This is a genomic window from Streptodolium elevatio (assembly GCF_040649515.1).
Classification (GTDB): Bacteria; Actinomycetota; Actinomycetes; order Streptomycetales; family Streptomycetaceae; genus Yinghuangia; species Yinghuangia elevatio.
The window spans coordinates 38,667-64,057 of record NZ_JBEZFP010000041.1; the positions used below are offsets into that span (position 1 = coordinate 38,667).

22 protein-coding genes are annotated in these 25,391 nt (G+C 72.4%); 8 read left to right on the plus strand and 14 right to left on the minus strand.

All coding sequences use genetic code 11. The features are described from left to right. Window positions 1-171 precede the first annotated feature (171 nt). A complete protein-coding gene (locus AB0C36_RS17795) occupies window positions 172-1,641 on the plus strand; it encodes an SWIM zinc finger family protein (RefSeq protein WP_358355056.1) in 1,470 nt (489 codons plus the stop codon). Further along, window positions 1,638-4,364, plus strand: a complete 2,727-nt coding sequence (locus AB0C36_RS17800; RefSeq protein WP_358355058.1) for a DUF7824 domain-containing protein — start codon at window positions 1,638-1,640, stop codon at window positions 4,362-4,364. Before AB0C36_RS17795 ends, AB0C36_RS17800 begins: the two co-directional genes overlap by 4 nt. An 80-nt stretch (window positions 4,365-4,444) precedes the next feature. Here AB0C36_RS17800 and AB0C36_RS17805 read toward each other — a convergent pair whose 3' ends face one another. After that, window positions 4,445-5,017, minus strand: coding sequence for an O-methyltransferase (locus AB0C36_RS17805; protein ID WP_358355088.1), 573 nt, complete (start codon window positions 5,015-5,017; stop codon window positions 4,445-4,447). 252 nt (window positions 5,018-5,269) lie between these two features. Between AB0C36_RS17805 and AB0C36_RS17810 the strand changes: the two genes are divergently transcribed. After that, complete coding sequence (locus tag AB0C36_RS17810) at window positions 5,270-5,635, plus strand: ankyrin repeat domain-containing protein (protein WP_358355090.1); 366 nt, start codon at window positions 5,270-5,272, stop codon at window positions 5,633-5,635. Between the two features lie 33 nt (window positions 5,636-5,668). Next, a complete protein-coding gene (locus AB0C36_RS17815) occupies window positions 5,669-6,415 on the plus strand; it encodes a hypothetical protein (RefSeq protein WP_358355060.1) in 747 nt (248 codons plus the stop codon). Window positions 6,416-6,454: 39 nt separating this feature from the next. Here AB0C36_RS17815 and AB0C36_RS17820 read toward each other — a convergent pair whose 3' ends face one another. The 4 genes from AB0C36_RS17820 to AB0C36_RS17835 all read right to left on the minus strand — a co-directional run bounded on the left by AB0C36_RS17820 (window position 6,455) and on the right by AB0C36_RS17835 (window position 10,635). Beyond that, window positions 6,455-7,864, minus strand: a complete 1,410-nt coding sequence (locus AB0C36_RS17820) for a M16 family metallopeptidase (protein ID WP_358355062.1) — start codon at window positions 7,862-7,864, stop codon at window positions 6,455-6,457. Next, window positions 7,861-9,300 (minus strand): M16 family metallopeptidase, encoded by a 1,440-nt coding sequence (locus AB0C36_RS17825; RefSeq protein WP_358355063.1) that lies wholly within the window; start codon window positions 9,298-9,300, stop codon window positions 7,861-7,863. Before AB0C36_RS17825 ends, AB0C36_RS17820 begins: the two co-directional genes overlap by 4 nt. 158 nt (window positions 9,301-9,458) lie before the next feature. Beyond that, on the minus strand, window positions 9,459-9,887 hold the full coding sequence (locus AB0C36_RS17830) for a type II toxin-antitoxin system Rv0910 family toxin (RefSeq protein ID WP_358355065.1): 429 nt from the start codon (window positions 9,885-9,887) through the stop codon (window positions 9,459-9,461). 244 nt (window positions 9,888-10,131) lie between these two features. Next, entirely contained in the window at window positions 10,132-10,635 is a 504-nt protein-coding gene (locus AB0C36_RS17835) for a winged helix-turn-helix transcriptional regulator (RefSeq protein ID WP_358355067.1), read from the minus strand. 207 nt (window positions 10,636-10,842) lie between these two features. Between AB0C36_RS17835 and AB0C36_RS17840 the strand changes: the two genes are divergently transcribed. The 4 genes from AB0C36_RS17840 (at window position 10,843) to AB0C36_RS17855 (ending at window position 16,204) form a co-directional block, all read left to right on the plus strand. Beyond that, window positions 10,843-12,306 carry a DHA2 family efflux MFS transporter permease subunit gene (locus tag AB0C36_RS17840; RefSeq protein ID WP_358355069.1) on the plus strand — a complete coding sequence of 488 codons (1,464 nt, stop codon included), beginning with the start codon at window positions 10,843-10,845 and terminating at the stop codon, window positions 12,304-12,306. 132 nt (window positions 12,307-12,438) lie between these two features. Beyond that, window positions 12,439-13,332 carry an SCO6745 family protein gene (locus AB0C36_RS17845; RefSeq protein WP_358355071.1) on the plus strand — a complete coding sequence of 298 codons (894 nt, stop codon included), beginning with the start codon at window positions 12,439-12,441 and terminating at the stop codon, window positions 13,330-13,332. Between the two features lie 99 nt (window positions 13,333-13,431). Further along, on the plus strand, window positions 13,432-15,765 hold the full coding sequence (gene recD2 / locus AB0C36_RS17850; RefSeq protein ID WP_358355073.1) for an SF1B family DNA helicase RecD2: 2,334 nt from the start codon (window positions 13,432-13,434) through the stop codon (window positions 15,763-15,765). 40 nt (window positions 15,766-15,805) lie between these two features. Beyond that, a complete protein-coding gene (locus AB0C36_RS17855; RefSeq protein WP_358355074.1) occupies window positions 15,806-16,204 on the plus strand; it encodes a DUF6416 domain-containing protein in 399 nt (132 codons plus the stop codon). A gap of 86 nt (window positions 16,205-16,290) precedes the next feature. Here AB0C36_RS17855 and AB0C36_RS17860 read toward each other — a convergent pair whose 3' ends face one another. The 9 genes from AB0C36_RS17860 to AB0C36_RS17900 form a co-directional block, all read right to left on the minus strand. Further along, window positions 16,291-17,181 (minus strand): phosphotransferase family protein, encoded by an 891-nt coding sequence (locus AB0C36_RS17860; RefSeq protein WP_358355076.1) that lies wholly within the window; start codon window positions 17,179-17,181, stop codon window positions 16,291-16,293. A 174-nt stretch (window positions 17,182-17,355) separates the two neighbouring features. Next, window positions 17,356-18,162, minus strand: a complete 807-nt coding sequence (locus tag AB0C36_RS17865; protein ID WP_358355077.1) for an ABC transporter permease — start codon at window positions 18,160-18,162, stop codon at window positions 17,356-17,358. Further along, a complete protein-coding gene (locus tag AB0C36_RS17870; protein ID WP_358355079.1) occupies window positions 18,159-19,064 on the minus strand; it encodes an ABC transporter ATP-binding protein in 906 nt (301 codons plus the stop codon). Before AB0C36_RS17870 ends, AB0C36_RS17865 begins: the two co-directional genes overlap by 4 nt. Window positions 19,065-19,133: 69 nt before the next feature. After that, on the minus strand, window positions 19,134-19,889 hold the full coding sequence (locus AB0C36_RS17875) for a response regulator transcription factor (RefSeq protein WP_435839064.1): 756 nt from the start codon (window positions 19,887-19,889) through the stop codon (window positions 19,134-19,136). After that, complete coding sequence (locus AB0C36_RS17880; RefSeq protein WP_358355080.1) at window positions 19,886-21,190, minus strand: sensor histidine kinase; 1,305 nt, start codon at window positions 21,188-21,190, stop codon at window positions 19,886-19,888. The genes AB0C36_RS17875 and AB0C36_RS17880 overlap by 4 nt, the downstream gene beginning before the upstream one ends. 210 nt (window positions 21,191-21,400) lie before the next feature. Beyond that, window positions 21,401-22,048, minus strand: a complete 648-nt coding sequence (locus tag AB0C36_RS17885) for a rhomboid-like protein (RefSeq protein WP_358355082.1) — start codon at window positions 22,046-22,048, stop codon at window positions 21,401-21,403. Window positions 22,049-22,215: 167 nt separating this feature from the next. Next, window positions 22,216-23,073, minus strand: a complete 858-nt coding sequence (pssA, locus tag AB0C36_RS17890) for a CDP-diacylglycerol--serine O-phosphatidyltransferase (RefSeq protein ID WP_358355083.1) — start codon at window positions 23,071-23,073, stop codon at window positions 22,216-22,218. After that, entirely contained in the window at window positions 23,060-23,728 is a 669-nt protein-coding gene (locus AB0C36_RS17895; protein WP_358355085.1) for a phosphatidylserine decarboxylase, read from the minus strand. The genes pssA and AB0C36_RS17895 overlap by 14 nt, the downstream gene beginning before the upstream one ends. Before the next feature lie 494 nt (window positions 23,729-24,222). Beyond that, window positions 24,223-25,329 (minus strand): amidohydrolase family protein, encoded by a 1,107-nt coding sequence (locus AB0C36_RS17900; RefSeq protein WP_358355086.1) that lies wholly within the window; start codon window positions 25,327-25,329, stop codon window positions 24,223-24,225. Between the last annotated feature and the right edge of the window lie 62 nt (window positions 25,330-25,391).

Consider the following 25,391-nt stretch of genomic DNA (forward strand, 5'->3'; position numbering starts at 1 on the left):
ACGGTGTGTCGGACCCTGGACACACGGTGTCGGATAGTGAGACCCGCGAAGGCGCCCGAAGGTTGTGCCGCATACGGCAACAGCCCCGCCAAGCCACCCCACCGCCCCACCACGATCCCCCAACCCCGGGCCCGTGTACGGCGTGTCGGACCTTCGCCGTACGTTGCGGGCATGTCGTCCAGCGTTCATTCTTTCACGTATCTGCGCTCGTCCGCACTTCTGGCCGGTGACGGCGCACCGCGGCTCTCTCTCGAGACCTGCGGGGGCCTGACTTCGCACGGACTCTCGCCGTTTCCGCGGTTCTTCGCCGGATTTCTCACCGCGCCCGAAGCCGCGGCCGGCGGCCTTCTCGCGGTCGCCGACGTCGCCGCGACACGCTACTACCAACCGCAGAACCGGGCTTGGCTGGATCCGGTCGTCACCGGCAACGGAGACCGGCTGCGCTTCGAGTCGTTCAGCGGCTGCGGCGGCGTGTACGCGCGCCTCGACGTCCTGCCCGACGGCATCGACGGGGAGATGCTCGGCACCGGCACGACGAACGTCGACGTGAACGCGCCGCTGCGCGAGGCACTTGCGATGGTGGGCGGCTCCGATCCGCTACACATGGCCGTCGGTCCGGACGACGTCACCGTCACCACGTTCGACGGACCCATCGTGGAGAAGAAGGTCCCGCTGCCCGACCGCTGGCTGCGCGGCTTCGCCGAAGTACAGGTGCTGGCCTCGCGCTTCGACCTGCGCGCCGAGCTCGGCGCCGTCGAGGCGGTGCGCTTCCTGCGCTCGCTGCCCAAGAACAACCGCCAAGTGCTGTGGGTGAGGCCGGCGGGCCGCACGCTGCGCGCGGCACCCGGGCCGGCCGTCGGCGCCGTGTGCCTGGCCGGCCCCGACCGGCTGCGCGCCCTCGCCCGAATCCTCAGGCACGCCAAGGCACTGCGCGTGTACGGGCCCGCCGTGGCACCGGGCAGCCCTGCCGTCGCCTCCGCCTGGGAGGTCGAACTCCCGGGCATGCGGCTGACCCTGACGGTCTCGCCGGACGCCGCGCGCGGCTTCTCCGGCGAGGGCGCGGTACTCGACGCGCTGGCCACCGACCAGGCGGCCGAGGACGCCGACCTCGTGTCGGCGCTGCTCGCCTGGGAGCCGCGCGTCGAGGTCGGCGACCTGGCGCGCGACGCGGGCATCGACGCCGACCGGGTGCGGGCCGCCCTCGTACGCCTGGGGACTTCGGGGCGGATCGGCTACGACGTCGCGGAGGCGGCATACTTCCATCGCGAACTCCCCTATGACACGGGCCGTGCCGAGCGGATGAACCCGCGGCTGCGCGACGCGCACGCGCTCGTCGACGGCGGGGCCGTGGCCGTCGACGGCGAGAGGGCACAGGTGCGCAGCCGGGAGACGACGTACCAGGTGCGGATGGCGGGCGACGGCACGTGTACGTGCGAGTGGTGGGCCAAGCACCGTGGAGGGCGCGGTCCGTGCAAGCACGTGCTGGCGACGCAGATCGTCGCCCGGCGGGCCGCATCGGGCGCGGACGGCTCGGGGACAACCGCCGGCACGGCCGCCACGGCGAGCGCGGCGGCGAACACGGCGCAGAGCACGGCGGCGAACACGGGGGCCACGACGACGGGAACGGAGACAAGCCGGTGACGGTGCCTACCTGGCCGTACATATTGCTCACCGCCAGGCGCAAGGGCGGACGCCAGGAACTCCCGGCGCTCTTCGCGGGACTGACCGAGGCCGAGCGGCGCGGCGTGGTCCCGGAACTGAAGGATGCCCTCAAGACCCGGGGCGGGAGGTGGGGCGACGAATCGGTCGTCGCACCGCTGCGGATCGCCGGTGCCGCGTGCATCGGCGGAGCGGCCTCGGTCAGCCAGTGGCTGGCGCGGCGCGACCTTCAAGGGGACTGGAAGGCCTCGGCGAACGAGCAGGTCGTCGCCGTTCTGATGGAGCGTCAGCCGGGCTGGATCCCGGACATCGCCGAGCGCCTGGCCGCGCGACTCGGGGACGACTTGTGGGTGAGCGACTGGGACCTGGTCGACCGGCTCGTGCGGGCCTGCGGTGCCGAGCCGCCGACCGCGGAGCGGTACACGACCGGCTGGTTCGCCGACCACACCCGGCAGCCGCACCGCCGTCAACAGCCCCTGCCGGAGTCGTTGCGCGCCGATCCGCTGGCTCCCGTCATGCTGCTGCGGCTGTTCGACGTCGAGCAGATCGGTCGCCGCATGGAGGGCGAGGACCGCTGGCGGGACCAGGAACCCGCGCGGACCTGGACACACGCCTTCCGGGCTCTCACCGACTCGGGCTTCGTCGACCGCGACGCCGTCCTCGACGCCTGCCTGTCCCGCTTCCTGCGCGGCGTCCAGCCGCCGGACGCCCGCGGCTTCGCCCTCCTCTACGAAGCGCTGGAGCCCACCGAGGACGAGAAGGCCGCGCGCGTCACCACCTACCTGCGGCTCCTGCCCGACGGACCGCCGGCTGCCGCCGCGATCGCCCAGGCCGCGCTGCGCGCCCTCGACGAGGCCGGGCGCCTCACCGGCGACCAGGTGGTCGAAGCCACCCGTGCGGTGATGTTCCGGCCCGAGAAGAAGTTCGTGCGGGCCCAGTTCACCTGGGTCGACAAGGCCGTACGCCGGCACCCCGACCACGCCGGCGACCTCCTGACCGCCGCGGCGACCGTCTTCACCCAGGACGCCTCCGACCTCCACGACCGCGCGCTCAAGTCCGTCGCCAAGTTCCTGCCGAAGCTGACCGAGCAGCAGGCCCTCGCGGTACGCGCCGAACTGCGGGCGTCCCTCGACTTCCTCGTCGAGCCGAGCCTCGGCGCGGCCGCCGCGCTGCTGGGTGAAGAGGCCGCACCCACGGCACCCGCACCCGAGATGCCGCCGTTCACACCGCGCGAACTCCCGCCGCCGATCGGCTCCGTCGACGAACTCGCGGAAGAGCTCAACGCCTACCTCGCCACCACCCGCAACATGTGGTCGAGCAGGGCCGAGGCCACCGACCCGATCGCCGTCGAGCGCCTCGTCGAAGCCCTGCTCCGCGAATCGGCGCGCGACCGGCAGGCGCTGGCCGACGGCCTGCGCCCGGTGGTGGAACGGGCCTTGGACGCCGGGCGGATGACGTGGTTCGGCACCGACGTGACCAACGCGTACACCGCCGTCGCCGCCATGGCCACCGCGACCATCGGAAAGTCCGGGCAACAGGGCTGGTTCCGCAGCCTGTTCGGCAAGGGCGAGGGCGTCGGCGCCAAGCGCGGCGCGGGGGTTCCGGGGCCGCAGCACGTGTTGGTGACCCGCCTGCACGAGGTCGCGCAGCGCCTTCGCGTCCCGGTTGCCGGGCCGTACCTCGCCAAGCCGGTGACGGCGTCGGGCTACGTCGACCCGGCGGAACTCGTGCGCGGCCTGGAGGAGTGGGAGGCCGCCGGGCGTACGCCGTGGGCCTGCGACCTCGAACAGGCCCTGCTGCGCCTGCCGCGCGAGATCGACGCCGACTCCGTGGCGCGGGCCGGGAAACTGGCCTCACCCGCAGGCGAGTGGGCCGCCCAGGTGATGGCCGCCGGCGGCATGCCGGCACCTGCGGTGATGCAGTGGGAGGGGACCCGCAAGCAGGACACGCACTGGTGGCAGACGCGGGATGGCGCCGAGATCGTTCACCATCACCTCTTGGCCGCCGTCGGACCCACGCCCGGGGCCTTTGCCGACGGCAACCTCGCGCCGCACCTGTGCGACGTGCCCGAGGGAGACGGCCGGTGGAAGGACGTCAACGGCTACGAGAGCCACCTCGACATGCCGTGCTGGGCCCTTGTCGCCCCCGCCCACCGCGACTTGATCGCCGCGCACGCCGCGGTCCCGCTCATCGTCACCGCCGACGACCACCGCGGCCACACCGAGATCCTGCCCCTGCTCGCCGAGGCGGACGGAACTCCTGGGCCGGGTATGGCACTTGCTGTGGCCTATGGGCTGGGCGCCCGGCATCCGGAGGACCGCACCCGGACGGCGGACGCGTACCTCACCCTCGCCGCCCGCCCCGATGCACCGTGGGACGCTTCGGCAACGGGCGGCGTACTCGCGCGACTTGTCGCGATGGACCGGGTCAAGACGACCCGCGTTGTCGACTCTCTCAAGCAGGTCGCGAGCGCCGGTGCGTACGCCGCCACCTGGGACCTCATGACCGGCTTCCTGCCGCCGCTGCTCGCCGCCGAACGCCGTCCGGCGGGCCTCGGCGAGATCCTCGCGATCGCCGCCGAGTCCGCGGCGCGCAGCGGTGCCCGCGGCCTCCTGCCGGGCCTGGAGCCCTTCGCCACCGCGAAGGGCACCTCGCGGATCACGGTCGAGGGGAGGCGCCTGCACACCGTCCTGAGCACCGCGTGACGACCGCTTGAGGACTGTGTGAGCAGGTGTGAGCGTCTGTACGAGGGCTGTACGGCGGCTGGGCGGCGCCCGGTCGCCGCTCAGCCCAGGACGCGGGCGAAGGTCAGGCCGTCGGCGACCGGCAGGATGACGGCCTCGACGCGCGGGTCGGCGCGTACGTGCTCGTTGAACCGGTGCACGGCCTCGGCGGCTCCGCCAGGGGCGGGGCTGACGACGTCGCCGCTGTAGAGCACGTTGTCGGCGAGGACGAGGGCTCCCGGGGTCATGCGGGGGATGAGCGCCTCCCAGTACTCGACGTACCCGTCCTTGTTGGCGTCGACGAAGGCCATGTCGATGTGCGGGGACGTCGCAAGCGAGTTCAGGGTGTCGAGCGCCGGGGCGATGCGCAGCTCCACGCGGTCGGTGACCCCCGCCTTGAGCCACGCCTCGCGCGCGACCGCGGTCCACTCCTCCGACACGTCGCAGCACAGCAGCCGCCCGCCCTCGGGGAGGCCGCGCGCGATGGCGAGCGCGGAGTAGCCGGTGAACGTGCCGACCTCGACCGCGAAGCGCGGGGCCACCAGCTTCGTCAGGAGCGTCAGGAAGGTCCCCTGCTCGGGCGGGATCTGCATGCCCGCCCGGTTGCCGAGCGACGTCCGGGTGCGCTCGATCAGCTCCTCCTGGACCGCGTCCGGAGGAGTCGAGTGGTCGAGTGGTCGAGGATGTACGTGTACAGCGCCTCGGTGATCTGGACGTTCTTCGAGAGCGACATAGTCTTCCTTCCGGGACGCCGGGTCCGGCCGACCTGATGATCGATCCTGTCAGAATCGGCGGGCCCGGGAGACGAGAGAAGGGTGCGACGCGTGACCGAAGCGAACGAGCCGTGGCGGCAGCGGCCGGAGGAGCCGGACACCGACGAGGCCGCCATGCAGGAACTGGCGACCCGCGTGTTCGCCGCCGCACGGGGCGGGGACGCCGAGATGCTGGCGAGCTACGTCGACGCCGGGCTGCCGGTCGACCTGGCCAACGACGCAGGTGACACGCTGCTCATGCTGTCCGCGTACCACGGGCATCTTGCCGCCGTTCAGGTGCTGCTCAAGCGGGGCGCGGACGCCAACCGGGCGAACGACCGGGGCCAGACGCCGCTGGCGGGCGCGGTGTTCAAGAACGAGCCGGAGATCGCCGGGGCGCTCCTGGCGTCGGGGGCCGACCCGAACGCGGGCACGCCGTCGGCCGCCGACACGGCCCGGATGTTCGGCAAAGAGGACATGCTTTTCCCTCCCGCCGGGTAGTAACGCTGACGCCGAGGAGGCGGAGGCGGTGCGATGGGCGGCGGGGAGTCGGGCACATGGGACGCCCTCGCGCGCTTCGAGTTCGGGGCCGGCCTCCTCCACGTGCGGTCCGATCTCCCCAGCGCCACGGACGGTTCGTTCACTCCGTGGAGTGACCGCTACCACGGTCTGGTGCTGCGGGTCCCGGGTGTGCGGCGGGTACGCCGGTTCGAGCTCGTCGGTGCGTTCGCATCCGGCGAGCCCGGTGTCTCCGGCGCGTCGGGCGCGTCCCGCGCGTCCGCCTTGTCGGACGTACCGGCGGCCGACGACGCTGCGGATCTGCCCGAGCCGGCCCGGTTCCTGACGCTGTACGACCTCAAGCACCCCGACGTCCTGGACACCCCGGAGTTCCAGGGCCTGACCGCGATAGGCAGCACCGCGCCCCTGGAACTGACGGCCGAACTCGACGGGATCCGGCTGGTGTGCCGCGAACGCCGCCGCTGGCCGGCGGTGTCCGTCGCCCGCTTGTTCCCGGCGGGGGAGAAGCTGCTGCACCTGGCGGTGCGGGGCGACGACCGGGCGGTGGCGCGGTGGCTGGACTCCGATGCGGTGCCCGCGCTGCTGCCCTCGGTCGGCGCGGTCGGGGTGCGGTGGTTCGACGCCGGTGCCGGGCGCCACGTGGTCCTGTGCGAACTCCAGGGCCCCATCTGGCCGTTGCCCCCGACGGTCACGCACGACCTCGGCCCGGCGGTGTGGAGTGCCTACCGCCAGGACTACGTGCGCGACGCGCCGGGGGAGTGACGGCCGGGCGCGGTCTCGCGGGCCCGGCGTACAGCTGCGTCAGTCGGCCACCCGCGTCACGTCGAACCCGGCCGCCTCCAGGTCCGGGAGCACCTTGGCCGCGTCGCCCTCGACCACGACCGTGAGTGCGTCCGGGCGCAGGTACGTCGCCGCGGCACGGGTCGCCTCCGCGGGCTCGGCCGCCACGATCTCGGCGTACTGCCGCGTGACATGGTCGTCCGGGAGCCCGTGCACGACCGCTTCGCGCACCCGGCCTCCGATGCCGCGCGGCGTCTGGAGGCGGATCGGCACGCTCCCCAGTACGTGGGTCTTGGTGGTGCCGAACTCCTCCTCGGTCACCCCGTGTTCGTGCATGCGCCGGACCTCGGTGAGCGCGTCGGCGACGGCGTCCGCGGTGACCTCGGTGTGCACCGAGGCGGCCACCGTGAAGGTGCCCACCCGGCGGCCGTGCGCGAAGGATGCGCCGGCGCCGTACGTGTAGCCCTTGACCTCGCGCAGCTGGTGGTTGAGCCGCGACGTGAACGAGCCGCCCAGCACTTCTGCGAACAGGTCGATGGCGACGAGGTCGGGGGTGGACCGGGGCGGTGCCGTGTGGCCCATGCGCAGCACGGACTGCACCGCGCCGGGGCGGTCCACGAGCAGCACCCGTACGCCCGCCGGGTCTTGCGGGGCGGGCGAGGCGTCCGCCCGGCCGTCGGGCCCGGAGGCGCCGTCGAACACCGCGCGGCCGAGCGCCGCCAGGTCCACCGCGTCGAGGTCGGCGGCCACCACGAGGGTCCCGGCGGAGGTCATGCGCCGGGCGTGGAAGTCGCGGATGTGCTCCGCCGTCACCCCCGCGTTGCTGGTCGGCGTGCCGTCGAGCAGGCTGCCGTAGCGGCTGTCCGGACCGAACAGCGCCCGCCGGTACGTCTCCAGCGCCCGCGTCCCGGGCTGCGCCCACTGGTGCTTGAGGGAGCTTGCGATGTCGGCGAGGAACCGCTCGACGTCCTGGTCGGTGAACGCGGGGCGGCGTACGGCCTCGGCGAGCAGGTCGACGCCGTCCGCGAGCCGGGCGACCGGGACGTCGACGCCGATGCTCTGCGTCTCCCACTCGTGACCCCAGGTCCAGCGGGCGCCCATGCCCTCGACGGCGAGGGCGAACTCGTCGGCCGAGTAGTTCTCGGTGCCTTCGTCGAGCAGGCCGCCGGTCGCCCGCGAGAGCCCTTCCAGGCCCGGGGGTTCGTGCAGCGCGCCGGCCTCCAGGACGAGGCCCGCCCATGCCATCGCCCGGCCGGGCAGGTGCGCGGCGACGATCTCGCCGCCCGCCACGCGGACGCGCCGCACCTCGGGAAAGGTGTACGGGCGCGGCCCGGCGCCGAACGGGCGCTCGGCGACCAGCAGCGCGGCGGACGAAGTCCCGTCCGGAGCGGCGTCGGTGGCCCGGTCGCCCGCGGGGGTGGTGGTGCTCACGCTGCGTCCTCCTCGTCGGCGGCCGCGGTGCCGCGCGCGGTGTCGCCGGTCCCGTCGACGGCGTCGTCGGCACCCGTGTCGGCATCGGCATCGGTATCGGCGTCGGTGGCCTCGGGTTCGTCCGCGGTCTTCGCCTGCGGCAGGTAGCTGAGCACGATGCGGTTGTCGGGGCGGAAGGTGTCGGCGGCGACCCGCAGCACGTCCTCGGCGGTCACCGCGTCGAGCAGGGCGACGCGGTCCCGGATGCTCGCGGCGTCGCCGAAGCGCGTCGCGTACTGTCCCAGCGCGTCGGCGCGGCCGTTGACGGTGGCGAGTTCGCGCAGCCAGTCGCCGGTGAGCATGGCGCGGGCGCGCTCCAGTTCGGCCGCCGTGACGCCGCCGCGCGCGGCTTCGTCGCAGATCTCCGCGTACGCCGCGACGACCGCCTCCGGCTCGATCCCCTCGCGCGGCGCGCACGCGCCCATGATCATGGAGGCGTGGTGCATGAGCCCCCAGGAGGCCATGAACCCGCTTTCCGACTGGGCGAGTCGACGGTCCGTCACGAGCCCGCGGTACAGCCGTGACCCGCGTCCCCGGCCGAGCACGGTGGCCAGGATCTCGGCCGCGGCGGAGTCCGGCGAGCCCCAGGCGGGGCCGCGGTGGCACAGGAACACCCGGGGCAGCGGCACGTCTTCGACGAGCGTCACCGCGCGGCCCGCCCCGAACCGGCGCGGCAGCTCGGCGGCTTCGGGGGCCGGGAAGGTCCCGCGCGGCCGCAGGCGTCCGAAGTAGCGCTCCGCGAGGGCGACCACGTTGTCGGGGTCGACGTCGCCCACCACGGTGAGCACGGCGTTGTCCGGCGCGTAGTAGGTGGCGTGGAACTCGGTGAAGTCGGCGAGGGTCGCGCTGTCCAGCTCGGCCATCGAGCCGATCGTCGAGTGCGCGTACGGATGGCCCTCGGGGTAGGCGAGTTCGACCATCACCTCGCTCCACCGGCCGTACGGCACGTTGTCGTAGCGCTGGCGCCGCTCGTTCTTGACCACGTCGCGCTGGTTGTCCAGCGTCTCCTGGGTGAGCGCGAGCGAACCCATGCGGTCCGCCTCGAGCCACAGCGCGAGTTCGAGCTGCCCGGAGGGCACGGTCTGGTAGTAGTTCGTGCGGTCGGGGCTGGTGGACGCGTTGATCGCGTCGCCGCCGCAGGACTGCACGAACGCGAAGTGCTCGCCCTTCGCGACATGGGCGGAGCCCTCGAACATCAGGTGCTCGAAGAGGTGCGCGAAGCCGTGCCTGCCGGGTGGTTCATGGCGTGCGCCGACGTCGTACCAGAGGTTGACGGCGGCCAGTGGGACGGACGGGTCCGGGCTGACCACCACACGCAGGCCGTTGCCGAGCGTGGTCTGGTGGATCGGCCACGGGAACGGGTTCCCCGGGGGTGTCGCGGGGGGATTGGCGGGCAAGACACGTCCCTTCCGGGACGCCCGGGGAACGCGCAACGCGCCCCGTACCGGCGACCCACCTTGAGTCCAGTGAGACATGACGAATGGTCAAGTATCACAGGTCAGGCGGGCGTCCGGTGCGGGGCGCGTGGATGCTCACACCAGGCGCAGGCGCAGGCTCAGGCGAAGAGCGCCTTGAACTTGCCGAGGGACTCGACCAGGGCCTCCTGGGTGGCCTTGGTGACCTTGCCGGCCATCATCGAGACCGCGCCGCCCTTGACCTCGGAGTCGATCTTGAAGAGCGTGCCGTCGCCGGCGGCCTCGACGATGAACGACTCGACCATGCTGACGCCCATCGGGCCCTTGCCGTCGAGGTCGATGCGGACGCCCGGCTCGACGTTCTTGATCGTCCACTTGATGTCCGCCGGGAAGCCCATGAGCTTCATCTTCTCGTCGTACTCGACGCCGGCCTCGAGCTTCTCCGGGCCTCCGCCGGGGAACTCGACGTGGGGGACCATCCACTGGGGGAAGTTGCCGAAGTTGGCGAGCTTCTCCCAGACCGCCTCGGGCGCGGCGGCGATCTCGATCTGCTCGTTGATGACAGGCATGCGCATGGTCCTTCTGCTCGGCACGGCGGCGGGCGGACCGCCACGTGCGGTTATCGCAGTTCGCGGGTGAAGCTGGGAGCCTGGCCGCGTCGTGTGCGTGTACCAGCGCGCACGATTGCCGCCGCAGGTTCCGGGTGCCGTGAAGCTATCGCCGATATTTGGCACAGTCAATGGTGTCTGCGTCCACCACCCAACGGAACGTGACGGCGTCGTCGGGGGTTCCCGCGGCCGGTCGCGCAGGGCGTCACTCCGCCGGCGTGCGGTCCTTGCGGCGCAGGTGGGGCGGCAGAACGGACCCCTCCGGATCGCCGGGTCCCGACGACACCCTGACCTGCCCCGGGCCCACGCGCTCACCGCAGTCCTCGCACACCATCACGGCGGTCATGGTGTGCCCGCAGGACTTGTGCACGAGGGCCAGCGGGGGCCCGTCGGGAGCGGCCCACTCGTCGCCCCACTGCCGCATCGCGGTCAGTACCGGCCACAGGGCGCGGCCCTTGTCGGTGAGGCGGTAGTCGTACCGCACCGGATTGTCCTGGTACGCCTGGCGCGCCAACACCCCGTGTCCGACGAGGTGTTCGAGGCGCTGTGCGAGCACGTTGCGCGAGATGCCCAGGCGCGCGTGGAAGTCGTCGAAGCGCGTGACGCCGAGGAAGGCATCGCGCACCACGAGCATGCTCCACCACTCCCCGGCCACCTCCAGAAACTGGGCGACCGAGCACGGCATGTCTTCGAAGCTCTTGCGGCGCATGGACCCAGCGTAGTGGGTTGCGTGAAAGGACTCACTGTCTCTACGGTGAGTTGCGTCATGGAACTCACCGGGCGGTACGCACCGGCGGCACGAAGCGCCGGGCACCGGGCGGCAGGCAAGCAAGCAAGAGCCGGCACGCAGCACGCAGCACGCGCCACTCGGCAAGCGGCAGGCGCGTGACCGGCAAGTAGCAGGCAAGGGGAGCCGATGTCCGAATCCGTGCCCCGCGACCCCTCCCGGGGCCGCGGGCTGGTCGCCGCCGTGGTCTGCGCCGGTGTCGTCCTGGTCAACGTCGACCTGTTCATCGTCAACGTGGCCGTCCCGTCGATCGCCGAGACCTGGCCGGGTGCCGACCTCGCCGACCTCTCGTGGGTGCTCAACGGCTACGCGGTCGTGTTCGCGGCGTTGCTCGTGCCCGCGGGCCGCCTCGCCGACCGCAGCGGACACCGCACCGTCTTCCTGCGCGGCACCGCGGTCTTCACCCTCGCGTCGGTGCTCTGCGCCGCCGCTCCCGGTGTCGGGTGGCTCGTCGGCGCCCGGCTGCTGCAGGCCGCCGGCGCCGCGCTGCTCATGCCGTCCTCGCTCGGTCTGCTGCTCACCTCGTACCCGCCCGAGCGGCGTGCCGCGGTGGTGCGCGTGTGGACCGCGGTCGGCGGAGTCGCGGCCGCCGTCGGCCCGGTGCTCGGCGGCCTGCTCGCCGAGCCCGGGTGGCGCTGGGTGTTCCTGGTCAACGTGCCCATCGGCATCGCCGCGGTCGTCGTCGGGGCGCGCGTCCTGCCCGCTGGGCCGCCGGTCGGCGAGCGGGGCCCGCTGCCCGACCTGCTCGGCTCGGCCCTGGTGACGGTCGGCATCGGGGCGCTGGCCCTGGGGCTGGTGAAGGCCGACGAGTGGGGTTGGGCGTCACCGCGGGCGCTCGCGGCGTGGGCCGTTTTCGCGGTGCTGGCAGCGTGGTTCGTGGTGCGCACGGCCCGGCACCCCCGCCCGGTCGTGGAACCCGCACTGGTGCGCGTACGGGCGTTCGGCGTCGCGGGCGTCGCGTCGGTGCTGTTCGGCCTGGCGTTCGCGGGCATGCTGCTCGGCATCACCCTGTGGGCGCAAGGCGTTTGGGGGTGGTCGGCGCTGCGCACCGGGCTTGCGATCACGCCCGGACCGCTGCTCGTGCCGCCGACCGCGATCCTGGCCGGCAAGTGGGCGGCCCGCACCGGACCGGGACTGCTCGCCTCGGTCGGCGGCGCGCTCTTCGCGGGCGGAACGCTGTGGTGGGCGGCAACCCTGGAGGCGGACAGCGCGTACGCGGCCTCGATGCTGCCCGGCATGATGCTCACCGGCCTCGGCGTCGGCCTCATGCTGCCCACGCTCGTCGCGGCGGCGGTCACCGCGCTGCCCCAGGAGCACGCGGCGACCGGCTCGGGTGTGGTGACGATGCTGCGCCAACTCGGTTCGGTGCTCGGGGTGTCGCTCGCGGTGGTGGTGCTCGGCAGCCCGATGGCCGGGGGCGGGGCGGCGGACGATTTCGACCGGCTCTGGTATCTGCTGGCGGGCGCGTCGCTGGGCGCATCCGCCGTGTCGGTTCTGCTCGCCGGGCGGCGGAGGGGCGCGGCACCGGGCGGTCCGGCGGCGTACCGTGCCGGTGAGACGACGGCGGTCGCGGAGACAGCCGACCGGGCGTGAGGCCGGCCGGTGTAGGCGACCGACGGGCATGAGAAGCCGGGCGCGAGAAGCTGGGTGCGACAAGCCGGGTGCGAGAAGCTGGGCGCGAGAAGCCGGGCGCGCGGTGCTGGGCGTCGAGACAGGAAGGGCGACATGACACGCGACACGACAGCCGGAGCGGACGGCGGGTCCTACGAGAACCACCCGGCGCGACGCCTGTGGGCGGGCATCGAACCCATCCACGCACTGGTCTACTTCGCGCCCGAGGTGGGCGACGCGGCCACGAAGGCGGGCCTCAAGGGCTGGTTCATGGGCTACTTCGCGGGCCGTGCGGCCCCGTTGGGCGCCATCGGCCCCGAGGCGGTCGGTGCGATGTTCTTCGGCTTCGCCCCGGACAAGGTGGCCCGCGCGCTGCCCGACGCGTGGTCCTTCGCCTCGCCGCGGGAGGTCCTGGACTCCCGCCTCGACGCCGTCGACCGCGCGCTGGCCCGCGCCCTGCCTGCCGGCGCGGACCTGACCCGCCTCGCGACGCTGCTCGAACACGCCGCGGGATCCTGCGACTTCGGGGCGCGGCCGCTGGCGGCGGCGTGGTCGGGCGTACGCCTGCCCGAGGACGCCCACCCTCGCCTGCGTGTCTGGCTCGCCGCCACCGTGCTGCGCGAACACCGGGGAGACGGCCACGTGTTCACGGCCGTCGACCACGGACTGGACGGCCTCCAGGCGTCCGTCACCCACGCCGCCGCCGGACTGGCGCCGGGGGAACGGCTGCTGGTGTCCCGGGGCTGGACCGAGAAGCAGTGGGAGCGGGCACTCGTCGAGCTCATCGGGCGCGGCGTTCTGGACACCGAGGGCAACCTCACGGAAGCAGGGGTGGCGTTGCGCGCCTCGGTCGAGCAGTCCACGAACCGCCTCGCCTCGGCGCCGATCCGGGCGCTCGGCGAGTACGCCGCCGAGGAGGCGATCGCGCTGGCCACGCCACTGGCCCGGCATCTGATCGACACCGAGGCGGTGCCGGTGCCCAATCCGATCGGCGTGACGCGTCCCTGAGCGGCGCGTCCGCCGCCGGGGCGGGCGGCCGTCCCCAGCCCGGAAGGCCTGTGGACAACCCGCCGTGCGTGTCCGGGTGACGGACTAGCCTCAAGCGTCATGACAGCAGGTACGCAGGCCGCCTCGCCCGGCGTGCCGGGCGGCCCCCGAGCGGGGGCCACGCCCGGGGGCGGCGCGCCCGGGGGCCCCGGGCAGGGGTCGCCCGCGCGCCTGGAAGCGGTGCTCGAGCGCATCACCTACCAGAACGACGAGAACGGCTGGACGGTCGGGCGCGTCGACACCGGGCGCGGCGCCGGGGTCGGCGAACTGCTCACCGTCGTCGGCCCGCTGCTGGGCGCGCAGCCCGGCGAGTCGCTGCGCATGTGGGGGCGATGGGGGAGCCACCCGCAGTACGGCAAGCAGTTCCTCGTGGACGCGTACGAGACCGTGCTTCCCGCGACCGTCCAGGGCATTCGCCGCTATCTCGGCTCCGGGCTCATCAAGGGCATCGGCCCGAAGATGGCCGACCGCATCGTCGAGCACTTCGGCGTGGACGCGCTCGACGTCATCGAGGAGGACGTCCAGCGCCTCATCGAGGTGCCCGGCCTCGGCCCCAAGCGCCGCGACCTCATCGCCGCCGCGTGGGTCGAGCAGAAGGCCATCAAGGAGGTCATGGTCTTCCTCCAGGGCATCGGCATCTCGACGTCGCCCGCGGTGCGCATCTGGAAGGAGTACGCCGAGCGGTCGATCGAGATAGTGCGCACCGAGCCCTACCGCCTCGCGTCCGACGTGTGGGGGATCGGCTTCAAGACCGCAGACGCCATTGCCCGGGCCGTCGGCATACCGCACGACTCACCGCAACGCGTGAAGGCCGGACTGCAGTTCACGCTCTCGGAAGGGGCCGACAACGGCCACTGCTACCTCCCGCAGGACGAACTGGTCGACGACGCCGTCAAGATCCTCGACGTCGCGGCCGACCTCGTACGCGGCTGCCTCGACGAACTCGTGGCCGAGGAGGGCGTCGTGCGCGAGGAGATGCCGGGGCCGGTCACGCCGTCCGGATCCCAGGGCGACCCGGTCGAGGCCGTCTACCTCGTGCCGTTCCATCGCGCGGAGCTCTCGCTCGCATCGCGTCTGCGCGGTCTCCTCGGCGCCCGCGACGACCGGCTCGCGGCGTTCGCCACCGTCGACTGGGACAAGGCGCTGGCCTGGCTGCGCGGCCTGACCGGCACCGAGCTGGCCCCCGAGCAGGAAGCCGCGGTACGCCTCGCGCTGACCGAGAAGGTCGCCGTGCTCACCGGCGGGCCCGGCTGCGGCAAGAGCTTCACCGTGCGTTCCGTCGTCGAACTGGCCCGCGCCCGCAAGGCCAAGGTCGTGCTCGCCGCCCCGACCGGGCGCGCCGCCAAGCGGCTGGCGGAGCTGACGGGGTGTGAGGCGGCCACCGTGCACAGGCTGTTGGAGCTGCGGCCGGGGGGAGACGCGGCGTACGACCAGGACCGCCCGCTGGACGCGGATCTCGTCGTCGTCGACGAGGCGTCGATGCTCGACCTCCTTCTCGCGAACCGCCTGGTCAAGGCCGTGCCGCCGGGCGCACACCTGCTGTTCGTCGGCGACGTCGACCAGCTCCCGAGCGTCGGCGCCGGCGAGGTGCTGCGCGACATGCTGGCCGCCGCGCCGCTGCCGCGCGTACGCCTGACCCGGATCTTCCGGCAGGCGCAGCAGTCCGGCGTGGTGACCAACGCCCACCGCATCAACGCCGGACGCCCGCCGGTCACCGACGGCCTGGCCGACTTCTTCCTGTTCCCGGTGGAGGAGGCCGAGGAAGCCGCGACGCTGACCGTCGACGTCGTCGCACGTCGCATCCCGGGGAAGTTCGGCCTCGACCCGCGCCGCGACGTCCAGGTGCTCGCCCCGATGCACCGTGGCCCGGCGGGAGCGGGCGCGCTGAACCTGCTCCTGCAGGAGGCCCTGACACCGTCGCGTCCCGGCCTCCTCGAAAAGCGCTTCGGCGGACGCACCTTCCGCGTCGGTGACAAGGTCACCCAGATCCGCAACAACTACGAGAAGGGCGAGTCCGGCGTCTTCAACGGCACCGGCGGAGTCGTCACCGGCATCAACCCGGACGACCAGAAGCTGACGGTGCGCACCGAGGAGGACGAGGAAGTCCCCTACGACTTCGCCGAACTCGACGAACTGGCGCACGCGTACGCGGTGACCATCCACCGCTCCCAGGGCAGCGAGTACCCGGCCGTTGTGATCCCGGTGACCACCAGCGCCTGGATGATGCTGCAGCGCAACCTGCTCTACACCGCGGTCACCCGCGCCAAGAAGCTGGTGGTCCTGGTGGGTTCACGCCGAGCCCTGGGCCAAGCCGTCCGCACGGTCTCCGCCGGCAAACGCTGGACCGGCCTCGACCACCGCCTCGGTGGCGCCGGTTCACGGACAAGCGGCTGAACACGGCCCACGCAGGGAAGGCCGCTGCCACGATGGCCGCATGGCCACCACACGCATGGATGACGACGACGAGTTGTGGAGCAACCACGACGGAGGCAGCGGTCACGACGAACCGCCGCAATGGGAGCCGGGGGACCGGGGGCGGGCACTGACCTACTGGGACACGCTTGACGACACGGGGCGGCGCGTGCACCGCTACCTCTTCGCCGATCCCGGCCGGCGGATCAGCGGCAGCGAGATAGTGGCCGAACTCGACCTCGATCCAGACGGGGCCAAGAACGCCGCGAAGGTTATGTCGGGCAGCCTCAGCCGGGCGGGTGCGGCGAGCGCCGCGGCCGGCCGCTGTTACCCGTACCGCTGGTGGAAGACGCCGGACGGCGCCGTTTATGCGGTGAAGTACGAGATGGCCGAGATCTTCTCGGTCGCGTTGTCGCTGTAGCGCGCGTACGTCCGCGTGTTCGCCCCGACCCCGTCGGGCTCGGACGCGCTTGCGGATCTCGAACACGTCGGCCGGGCAGGCGGTGGCTACAGGGTCTTCGACAGCGAGTTCGCCATGTGGTGCAGGCGTTCGAGGGTGGCGGGGAGCCGCGTGGGGTCGTGCCGGGCCTTGAAGGGGGCGATGAAGTAGGCCGCCGGGGCGGCGCACCAGGCCAGGACGGCGGGGCCGGCGACGCGTACGGCGGCTGCGCGGATGCGCGCGGCGACATCGGGGTGGTAGCCCTCGACGTACGCCTCCCGCAGCAGCGCCGCGTAGTCGAGGACTCTTGTGCCGCTGCCGAGTTCGTCGATGTCGATCACCGCGGACACGGTGCCGTCGGCGCGCAGGAGGATGTTGACGCTGTTGAAGTCCCCGTGTACGAGGTCTCCGCCGGGCAGCGGCGTGGGCCCGGCCGCGGCGAGGAGCCGGTCGTAGCGGCCGAGCAGGGCGGTGCCCGGTTCCCCGAGCGCCGCCACGGCACGCCGGAGGCTGCCGGGCCGCTCGTCCGTCGACGATGCCGATGCCTCGGCGGACCTGTCGCGGGAGGGGAGCGGGTCGAGCCCGGCGTGCAGTTCCAGTGTGTCCAGGAGCGGGCGGATCGTGTCCGGTGTCAACGGGGTCGAGGCGTTGCCGTACGCGAACTCCTGCACGTGGTAGGTGAGCCCGCCGCCCGGATCGCCGGTGGCGAGCCACCGCGGCGTGGGATAGCCGGCGCCGCGCACGCGTTCGACCGCCCGCGCGACGTCGCCGATCGGCATGCGGGGGTCGGCGCGGCGCAGCTTCAGGACGGCGCGTCGCCCGCCGGGTTCGGCGAGGTTCCACGCGCCGCCCTGGAGGCCGTCCGCGAACCGTTCGCCGAGACCGAACCGCAGCCCCGACCCGCGGTTCGCGTCGCTGACGGCGTGCGCGGCGGCTTGCGGGTCCTTGATGTCGTACACAGTCCTCCTTGTTCGCGATCACGCGTCCGACCGGCGGGTATTGCGCGGAATGGGATTCACGGCCGGGCCTGGGCGGCCTCGCCGCCGAATCGGCGTCCGCGCCCGGCGGCCGAGGCGTTCGGAGCGGCGGAGGCGTGCGAGGCGCCGGTCATCGGGCCCGGTGGCCCTCGCCGGTCAGGTTACTTCGCGGCGGGACGTGCGGTAGAGGCCCGCGACGAAGAGGGCCACACCGAACACGGCGGTGTTGCACAGTACCCGCGCCCACTCCGTACCCGAGATGCCGCCGCGTTCGCTGAGCGGTGACATCGCCTGGCCGGGGTTGACCCACTCCATCGTGTCCGCCGTCGCGGCGACCGTGCCGCCGAGGATGCCCAGGACGAGCGGCAACCCGTAGAACGTCAGCACCGACAGCATGGGGCTCGACAGCAGCATGCCGAAGGCGATGCCCGACGCGACCGCGATGACGCAGTCCAGCAGGCGTGTCGCGACGAGATCCGCGGGGATGCCCCACCCGCCCTCGGCGTTGTCGGTGGCGATGGCCAGCGCCTGTCCGCCGTACGTCACGACCGCGCTCAGCGCGATGCCCGCGACGGCAATGATCACGCCGGCCGCGAACTTGGCGAACACGACGCGATGCCGCTTCGGGACGAGCGCGAACGTCGACAGGCCGCTGCGTTGCGACCACTCGGCGGTCACCGACAGGATGCCGATCACCGGCAGCAGCACCGACAGGCCCAGCTGCGAGGCGAGGAACAGCTCCGGCACCTCGCGGTCGCCGTCCGCGCCCGCGAAGACGATGAGGCACACCATCGCGATCATCGCGAGGACGATCACCGCCAGCACCCAGCGTCCGGACCGGGTGTCCGTCATCTTGCGCAACTCGACCTTGGTCAACATCCACTGCGTGGGCGCGGCCGGGGCCGTCTCCGGCACGAAGACCGTCTCCACGGGATCCCGCCTGGTCGTGGTGTGCAGGCTCATCGCGCCTTCGCCTCCTCGGCGGTCTGCGAGCCGGTGAGGCTCAGGAACAGCTCCTCCAGGCCCAGGTCCTCTGCGCCGCGCAGCTCGACGAGCGCGACGCCGTGCCGGGCCGCCGCGAGGCCGACCTGCTCGGGGTCCGCCCCGACGACGATCGAGCCGTCGGCGTGCGTGTCGCGCACTTCGAGGCCCGTGCGGTCCAGTGCCTCGCGGAGCGCGGCCGGGTCGCCGGCCCGTACGACCGCGCCGGAACGCCCGCGCAGCAGCTCGTCCTTGGGGCCCTGCGCGACGATCCGGCCGCCCGCGATCATGACGTAGCGGTCGGCGATCGCCTCGACCTCGAAGAGCAGGTGCGACGACAGCAGCACCGTGCCGCCGCGGCGTGCGAAGTCGCGGAGCAGGACGCGCATCTGGTGGATGCCCTCGGGATCGAGCCCGCTCGACGGTTCGTCGAGGATCAGCACGCCCGGATCGCCCAGCACCGCCTGCGCGATGCCGAGCCGCTGGCGCATGCCGAACGAGTAGCCGCCCACGCGGCGGCGGGCGGCCGCCGCCAGGCCCACTTCCTCCAGCACCTGGTCCACGCGCGTACGCGGAACGCCGAGCAGCATCGCGGCCAGCGTCAGCGTCTCGCGCCCGGTACGCCCGGGGTGCCGGGCCGACGCGTCGAGCAGCACGCCGACGTGGCGCCCGGGGTTGGGGATGGTCCCGTACGGCACCCCCAGCACGCTGGAGGTCCCGGCGCTGGGCTGGGTGAGGCCGCAGATCATCCGCATGGTCGTCGACTTGCCGGCTCCGTTGGGGCCCAGGAAGCCGGTCACCGTGCCGGGTTCGCACGTGAACGAGACGTCGTCGACGGCACGGTGGTCGCCGTACCGCTTGCTGAGGTGTTCGACTCGGATCATGCTTTCGAGCCTGCCGACGCCACCCGGCGCGCGGCATCGGCCGTACGTCGACGGCCGCGCGACCAAAGGCTACGCGCGCGGTCCGTCCGTCATGGTGCCCGGGTCGCCGCCGTCCTGGCGTTCGTCGGCGTCGTGCACCAGGAGGGCGATCTGCACGCGGTTGTTGAGGTCGAGCTTGGTGAGCAGCCGGGAGACGTACGCCTTGACGGTGGCCACGCTCAGCGAGAGCTCGCGGCCGATCTCGGCGTTCGTCGCGCCGCGTCCGACCAGCAGGGCGACCTCGCGTTCGCCGGGGCTCAGCCGGGCGAGCAGGTCGCGGGCGCGGTCGCGCCGCGGGTTGCCGCCCGAGTCGGCGACGTAGCGCATCATGCGGCGCAGCACGGACGGCGACATCATCGGCTCGCCGGACGCCACCAGGCGGATCGCGCGGGCGATCTCGGCGGGCGGGGTGTGCTTGAGCAGGAATCCGCCCGCCCCGGCGCGCAGCGCCCGCAGCACGTGGTCGTCGGTGTCGAACGTCGTCATGACGATGACCTGCGGCGAATCCGGTCGCCCGCGCAGCCGTGCGGTGGCGGCGAGGCCGTCCATGGTCGGCATGCGGATGTCCATGAGCACGACGTGCGGCCGGTGTTCGCGCACCGCGGCATCGACCTCGCTGCCGTCGGCGGCCTCGCCGACTACGAGGATGTCCTCGGGCCCGGAGAGCATCATCGACAGCCCCGCGCGCACGAGTGCGTCGTCGTCGACCAGGAGGACGCGGACCGGTGCCGGGTCCTGCGGTACGGGGTCCTGCGTGGCCGGGGGATCCTGCTCGGGTGGGGTCACGGGGTCCACGGTAGCCAGGCGCGCAGTCGGAAGTCTCCGCCGCCGGGTCCGTGTTCGAGGCGTCCTCCGGCCAGCGTCACGCGCTCGGCCAGACCGATCAGGCCGGCGCCCGCCCCCGGTATCGGACCGCCGGGTGCGGGCAGGGTCGGCAGCGGGTTGACGACCTCGACGCGCAGGCCGGACGTGCCCGTGGTGTCGACGCGTACCCGAACCGGCTCGCCGGGGGCGTGCTTGCGCGCGTTGGTCAGGCCCTCCTGGACGATGCGGTACGCGTGCCGCCCCAGACTCGCCGGAACCGCGGACGGATCCACGCCGACGGCGACACCACCGCCGCCGCCGGCTCCGTCGGCCGTCGCGTAGGTCGTCGCGTTGGCCGTCGCATTTGCCGTGGCCTCGTCGGGGGGCACGGCGTCGGGTGCCCGGCCCACGGCGGCGAAAGCGAACTCGACGGCCGCGCCTGCCCGCCGCGACTGCTCGACCAGCGAGGGCAGGTCCGCAAGCGTCGGCTGCGGCCGGTCCGCTTCACCGGCGTCGTCGGTCTCGGCCGCGCCTTCGTCGGTCCGCAGCATGCGGATCACGTCGCGCAGGTCCTCCAGCGCGTCGTGCGCGCACTGGCGGATCACGCCTGCCGCGCGCGCCTCCTCCGGCGACGCGCCCGCGCGGAACTCGAGCGCGCCGGCGTGCACCGCGAGCAGCGAGATGCGGTGCGCGAGCACGTCGTGCATCTCGCGGGCGATGCGCTCGCGTTCCAGATGGCGGGCCTCGTCGACGCGCAGGCGCTGCTCGTTCTCGGCCTGCCGGGCGCGCAGACCCAGCGAGCGGACCAGCATGCCGCTGGTCAGCGCCACCGCGTCGAGGAACAGGAAGGTGCCGCTGGCCTGCCAGTACTCGCTCCAGGAGATCGTCGCCATCCGGAACAGCACGAGCACCAGCACCACGTGCAGCCCGACGACCAGAACCGCGGTGCGCGCGCGGCGGTACGACGCGACGCTGAAGAACGACGCGATCGCGCTTCCCATGATCGGGACGACGATGAACCCGGCCACCGCGAAGAACACCGCGATGACCGTGGGGTGCCTGCGGCGGAGCAGCGTGACCGCCAGGGCCGCGAGCGTGCCCGCGGTCACCTGGAGCGGCAGGTGGTTCCGGGCCTGCGGGTCGTCGGTGATCGTCGCGAGCAGCAGCAGCACGCCGAGGAGGAAGGCGGCGACGCCGAGCGCGGCGTCGTTGCGCCACTGCCGGCGGGTGCGCCGCAGCCCGTGGGCCCATCGCGCGACGTGTGAACCGGGGGCTCCGGACATCTCCCGAACTCCCTCGTGTCGTGCCTGGTGCGGGGCAGGGCCGATCCTGCCCGTCGAGCCTAGCCACGGGTGCGGGCGCCGCGGCAGCGGCGGAAGTCGGGTATCCGATCGACTTTGGTCGGTGGTGCGTCGGCCGTGGGACGCGACGGGTCGGTCAGGTCGTCGCGGTCAGGCTGTAGCGGTCAGGCTGTAGCGGTCAGGGCGCTTCGGTCAGGGCGTCGCGCGGGCGGCCCTCGCCGTGGCGATCTGGGCGCGTACGCCGCGGGCCCAGGCGGCGGGGTCCCACGTACCGCGGCCGCCGGCGAGCGGGTAGCAGGCCAGGCCCAGCAGCACGGCGGAGAAGTGGCCGATGTCGGTGAACGTCGTGCCGTCGAGCAGCGGGATCACCACGGACAGCAGCACAGCCGCGAGGTACAGCCAACGCCACGGCCGCGCGATGTACCAGACGAGCATCGCCATCACGGCCTTGAGGCCGTAGCTGACGCCGACGTCCACGACGTCGCGCATGCTTTCGGACAGCGTGCCCATCCTGATGCCCAGCAGCACGAGCCCCTGGCTGAGGTACGTCGCGCCGATATGCCCGATACCGGCCACGCACAGCCAGCGCCACGTTCCGAGCCACCGCTCGGCCGTCGCGTGGAAGACGGTGAATATCACCAGGTAGTAGAAGAGCCCGCCGCCGCTGGTCCACAGCGCGCTGCCGATCAGGACGTGCACGGGGTCGGAGTCGAGGTGCTCGATGTTCGTGCTGCGCTGCCGCAGGAACACCTCGCGCGCGTTCTCCGGGAGCGACTCGTAGACGAACGTGGTGACGACCAGGATCAGCCACCAGATGTACGTCCCGGGGGCCGACTTCACGTACCTCCGGCAACAGGACCAGCCCACCCGGACGGCCCTGAGCCCAGGCTGAACGAAGCGCATCGCTCCCGGGTACCCGAGAGCCCGGGACGACGAAACGCCCCCGCCGGTCCGCAGGGGACCACCGGGGGCGTTGCGTGGCTCGGTACCGGTCGGTGCCGGTTGAGCTAGCGGATCATGCGTACGCCGATGAACCGCGCGCCGCGCCGCGTCATCGCCGCCACCGGGATGCTCAGCGCCAGCGAGATCTGCAGGCTCGCACCCATCGTCAGCATCGCGTCGCCGCCCGGCGAGTCGGTCGCCCACAGCGTCAGGCAGCTGACACTCGCCGCGATGAACAGCATCGTCAGGATCGCCAGCTTGCCCTGCGGCTTGGGGTACTCGATGCGGCTGACCATGAGCCAGGCCGTCAGCAGGATGCCGGCCGCGCCCACCACGAACGGCAGGTCGAGCAGCACGATGGAGACCACCGTCAGGGCGCCGAACGGAATCGGCATGCCCTGGAAGACGCCCGGGCGACCGGGTGTCGAGGCGAACCGGGCGAGCCGCAGCACGCCCGCGATCAGCACGGACAGCGCCACCAGCACGGCCGGGGTCTTGCCCGGGCCGAGCGGGATGGCCGCCCAGGTGACCACGAAGAACGCCGGGGCCACGCCGAAGGTGATGACGTCGGCCAGGTTGTCCAGTTCCGCGCCCAGCGCCGAGCGCCGCAGCTTGCGCGCCACCAGGCCGTCGCACAGGTCGAACAGCGCGCCGATGAGCATCAGGACCACCGCCGCGGCGGCACTGCGGCGGTCGGCCGGTACGCCGTACCCGTCCATGTGCTGCGCCACGGTGGCCACGGCGAGGAAGTAGACCGCCAGAAAGCCGCACGCGGCGTTGCCCAGCGTCAGGACGTCCGCCGCCGAGATGCGCGACGACAGGGGCGTCTCCTCCGCAACCGGGTCGGTGCGCGGAATCGGGTGCTCGTCGGCGTACTCGATCGGCTCGAAGCCGTCGAACTTGTCGAAATCAGTCCCGGTCAAGGCGCGTCTCCCCGGCTCGGGTGCGCTGGCCGACCTGCACTGCGGGCTCGATGCCCGGCGGGAGGTACACGTCGACGCGGGAGCCGAAGCGGATGAGGCCGATGCGTTCGCCGACCTCGACCTCATGGCCCGGCTCCAGGTAGGGCACGATGCGCCGGGCCACGGTGCCCGCGATCTGCACCAGTTCGACATCGCCGCGCGGCGTGTCGAACACCCACACCACGCGCTCGTTGTGCTCGCTCTCCTTGTTGAACGCCGGGACGAAACCGCCCGGCTTGTGCTCGACGGACTTGACGACACCCGTCAGGGGAGCGCGGTTCACATGTACGTTCAACGGGCTCATGAACGTCGCGACCCTGGTCCGCCCGTCGGGCCAGGGGTCGATGCTCTGCACGACGCCGTCGGCGGAGGCGATGATGCCCTCCTCGACCGGAGTGCGCTCCGGGTCGCGGAAGAACCACAGCATGCCGCCGGTCAGCGCCAGCGTCGGCACGGCCGCAATGGCCCAGCGCCGGGAGCGGAGCGCCGCACAACCGGTCACCGCTGCGGTCAGCGCGGTCGGCACCAGCCAGGGAGAAGCTCCCTTGGCGAGGCGCACGGACCTGCCGGTCTGCGGTGCGGCTGAGAGGGTCGGCGCGGGGGAATCGTCACTCATCGAGAACCTTTGTCGGGGGCGTGCCCGTCGGTAGCGGGCGGCACTCGGCGGATGCTACCTAGACTGAGGGTCATTGCGCTCTATGCCTGGTCGACTCTTTGACCATGGCAGCGCGTACAAATCACCGAAATCGGATGGTTACTGGGTCTTTCATGGTCACGAGAAACATCAGCTCGTACCGTCAAGGTTGCCCTTCGCATACGCCCTGTGCCAAATCCCCTCCCCCCTGAACAGGCCTCTGAAGAGCCGAATCGGGGTCGAACGGGCTCCGCTTGTAGGTTTTGTGACACGTACGTGACAAACGCCGGGCCGGGCGGTGCCCGGCCCGGCGTTGGTGCCGTGCCCCAAGGATCCCCCCGGCCGGGTAAAGGGGCCGTGAGGTGTGCGTATTCGATTCGCGTCGGTTTGTTCGGAGCGCAACGCTCCGGTCAGCGCTGTCGGTCAGCCTTGTCGGTCAGCCTTGCCGGTCCGTCTCGGCGGTCGGTTGCCGCCGCTCAGTTGCTGCGGCCGATCATCGTGCCCGGGCGGGCCCCGGTCGGCTCGGCGGCCAGGACGGTCGGGACGCCGCCGACGACGGTGGCGCGCACCCCGGAGTTGCCGCGGCTGAAGCGCCACGAGCCATCCGGGTTGTCGTACAGCTTCACCTCGGGCCGCACCTCGATCTCGTCGAGCGCGAACACCGCGAGGTCGCCCGCCTTGCCCGGGGCGATGACGCCGCGGTCGCCGAGGCCGAAGAAGCCGGCCAGCTTGCCGGTCAGGTTGTGCACCGCCTCCTCGACGCTCAGCAGGCCCGTGTCGCGGACGAAGCGCGTCAGCAGGTAGACGTTCTCGCCGGAGCCGCAGAAGAGCTGGAGGTGTGCCCCGGAGTCGTTGATGTTGGTCAGCGTGTGCGGCTCTTTGAAGAGGTCCGCGATGACCGGCTCGTCGAAGTCGTCCGGGATGCCCTTCATGCAGGACTTGATGCCGTTGGCCAGGATCCAGTCGGCGAGGGCGTCGGAGAGGTGCTTGCCCTCCTGCTCGGCGTACGCCCGCCAGGAGATGTCCAGCGGGCCGGCGCCGGTCTCGGAGATCGCGAAGATCAGCGACTCGGGACGGTCCAGGCGCGAGGTGGACGAGCTGACCCTGTTGTCGTAGTCCTCGCGGGCACGGGCCCGCCACTCGGGGTCGGCCAGTATGTCGAGCTTGGTCTCGGCCGGCCCGTTGATCCACTCGTTCCACGCCGCGACGCGCTGGAAGGTCAGCGCGCGCTCGAAGTTGAAGAACGGCTCAAGGGGTTTGTGCGGGACGTTCGGCCAGAAGTCGACCCCGCTCTCCCGGATGCGGCGGTGCAGCGCGATGGTCTGCTCGCGCAGGTAGTCCTCACGCACTGTCGACGGGATGGCCGTCCACTGTCCGCGCACGCCGCGCGGGCCGCAGATGTTCGCGAAGCGCTCGACGTCGGCGTCGATGTTCTCGGGCTCGTTGAAGCGGGTGATCATCTGGAGCGTGGCGCCCGGGTGCTTCGCGAGCACGTCGACCAGCGCCTCGAACTCGGCGTCCTCGGCGAGCCGCGTCGGCACGAGCTTGAGGTAGCGGTCCTTGTCGAAGACGTTCGTCGACATGCCGATTAGCAGATCCTTGAGTACCTCGACGGCGGCGACGTCCTGTTTCCCAATGGACTAAT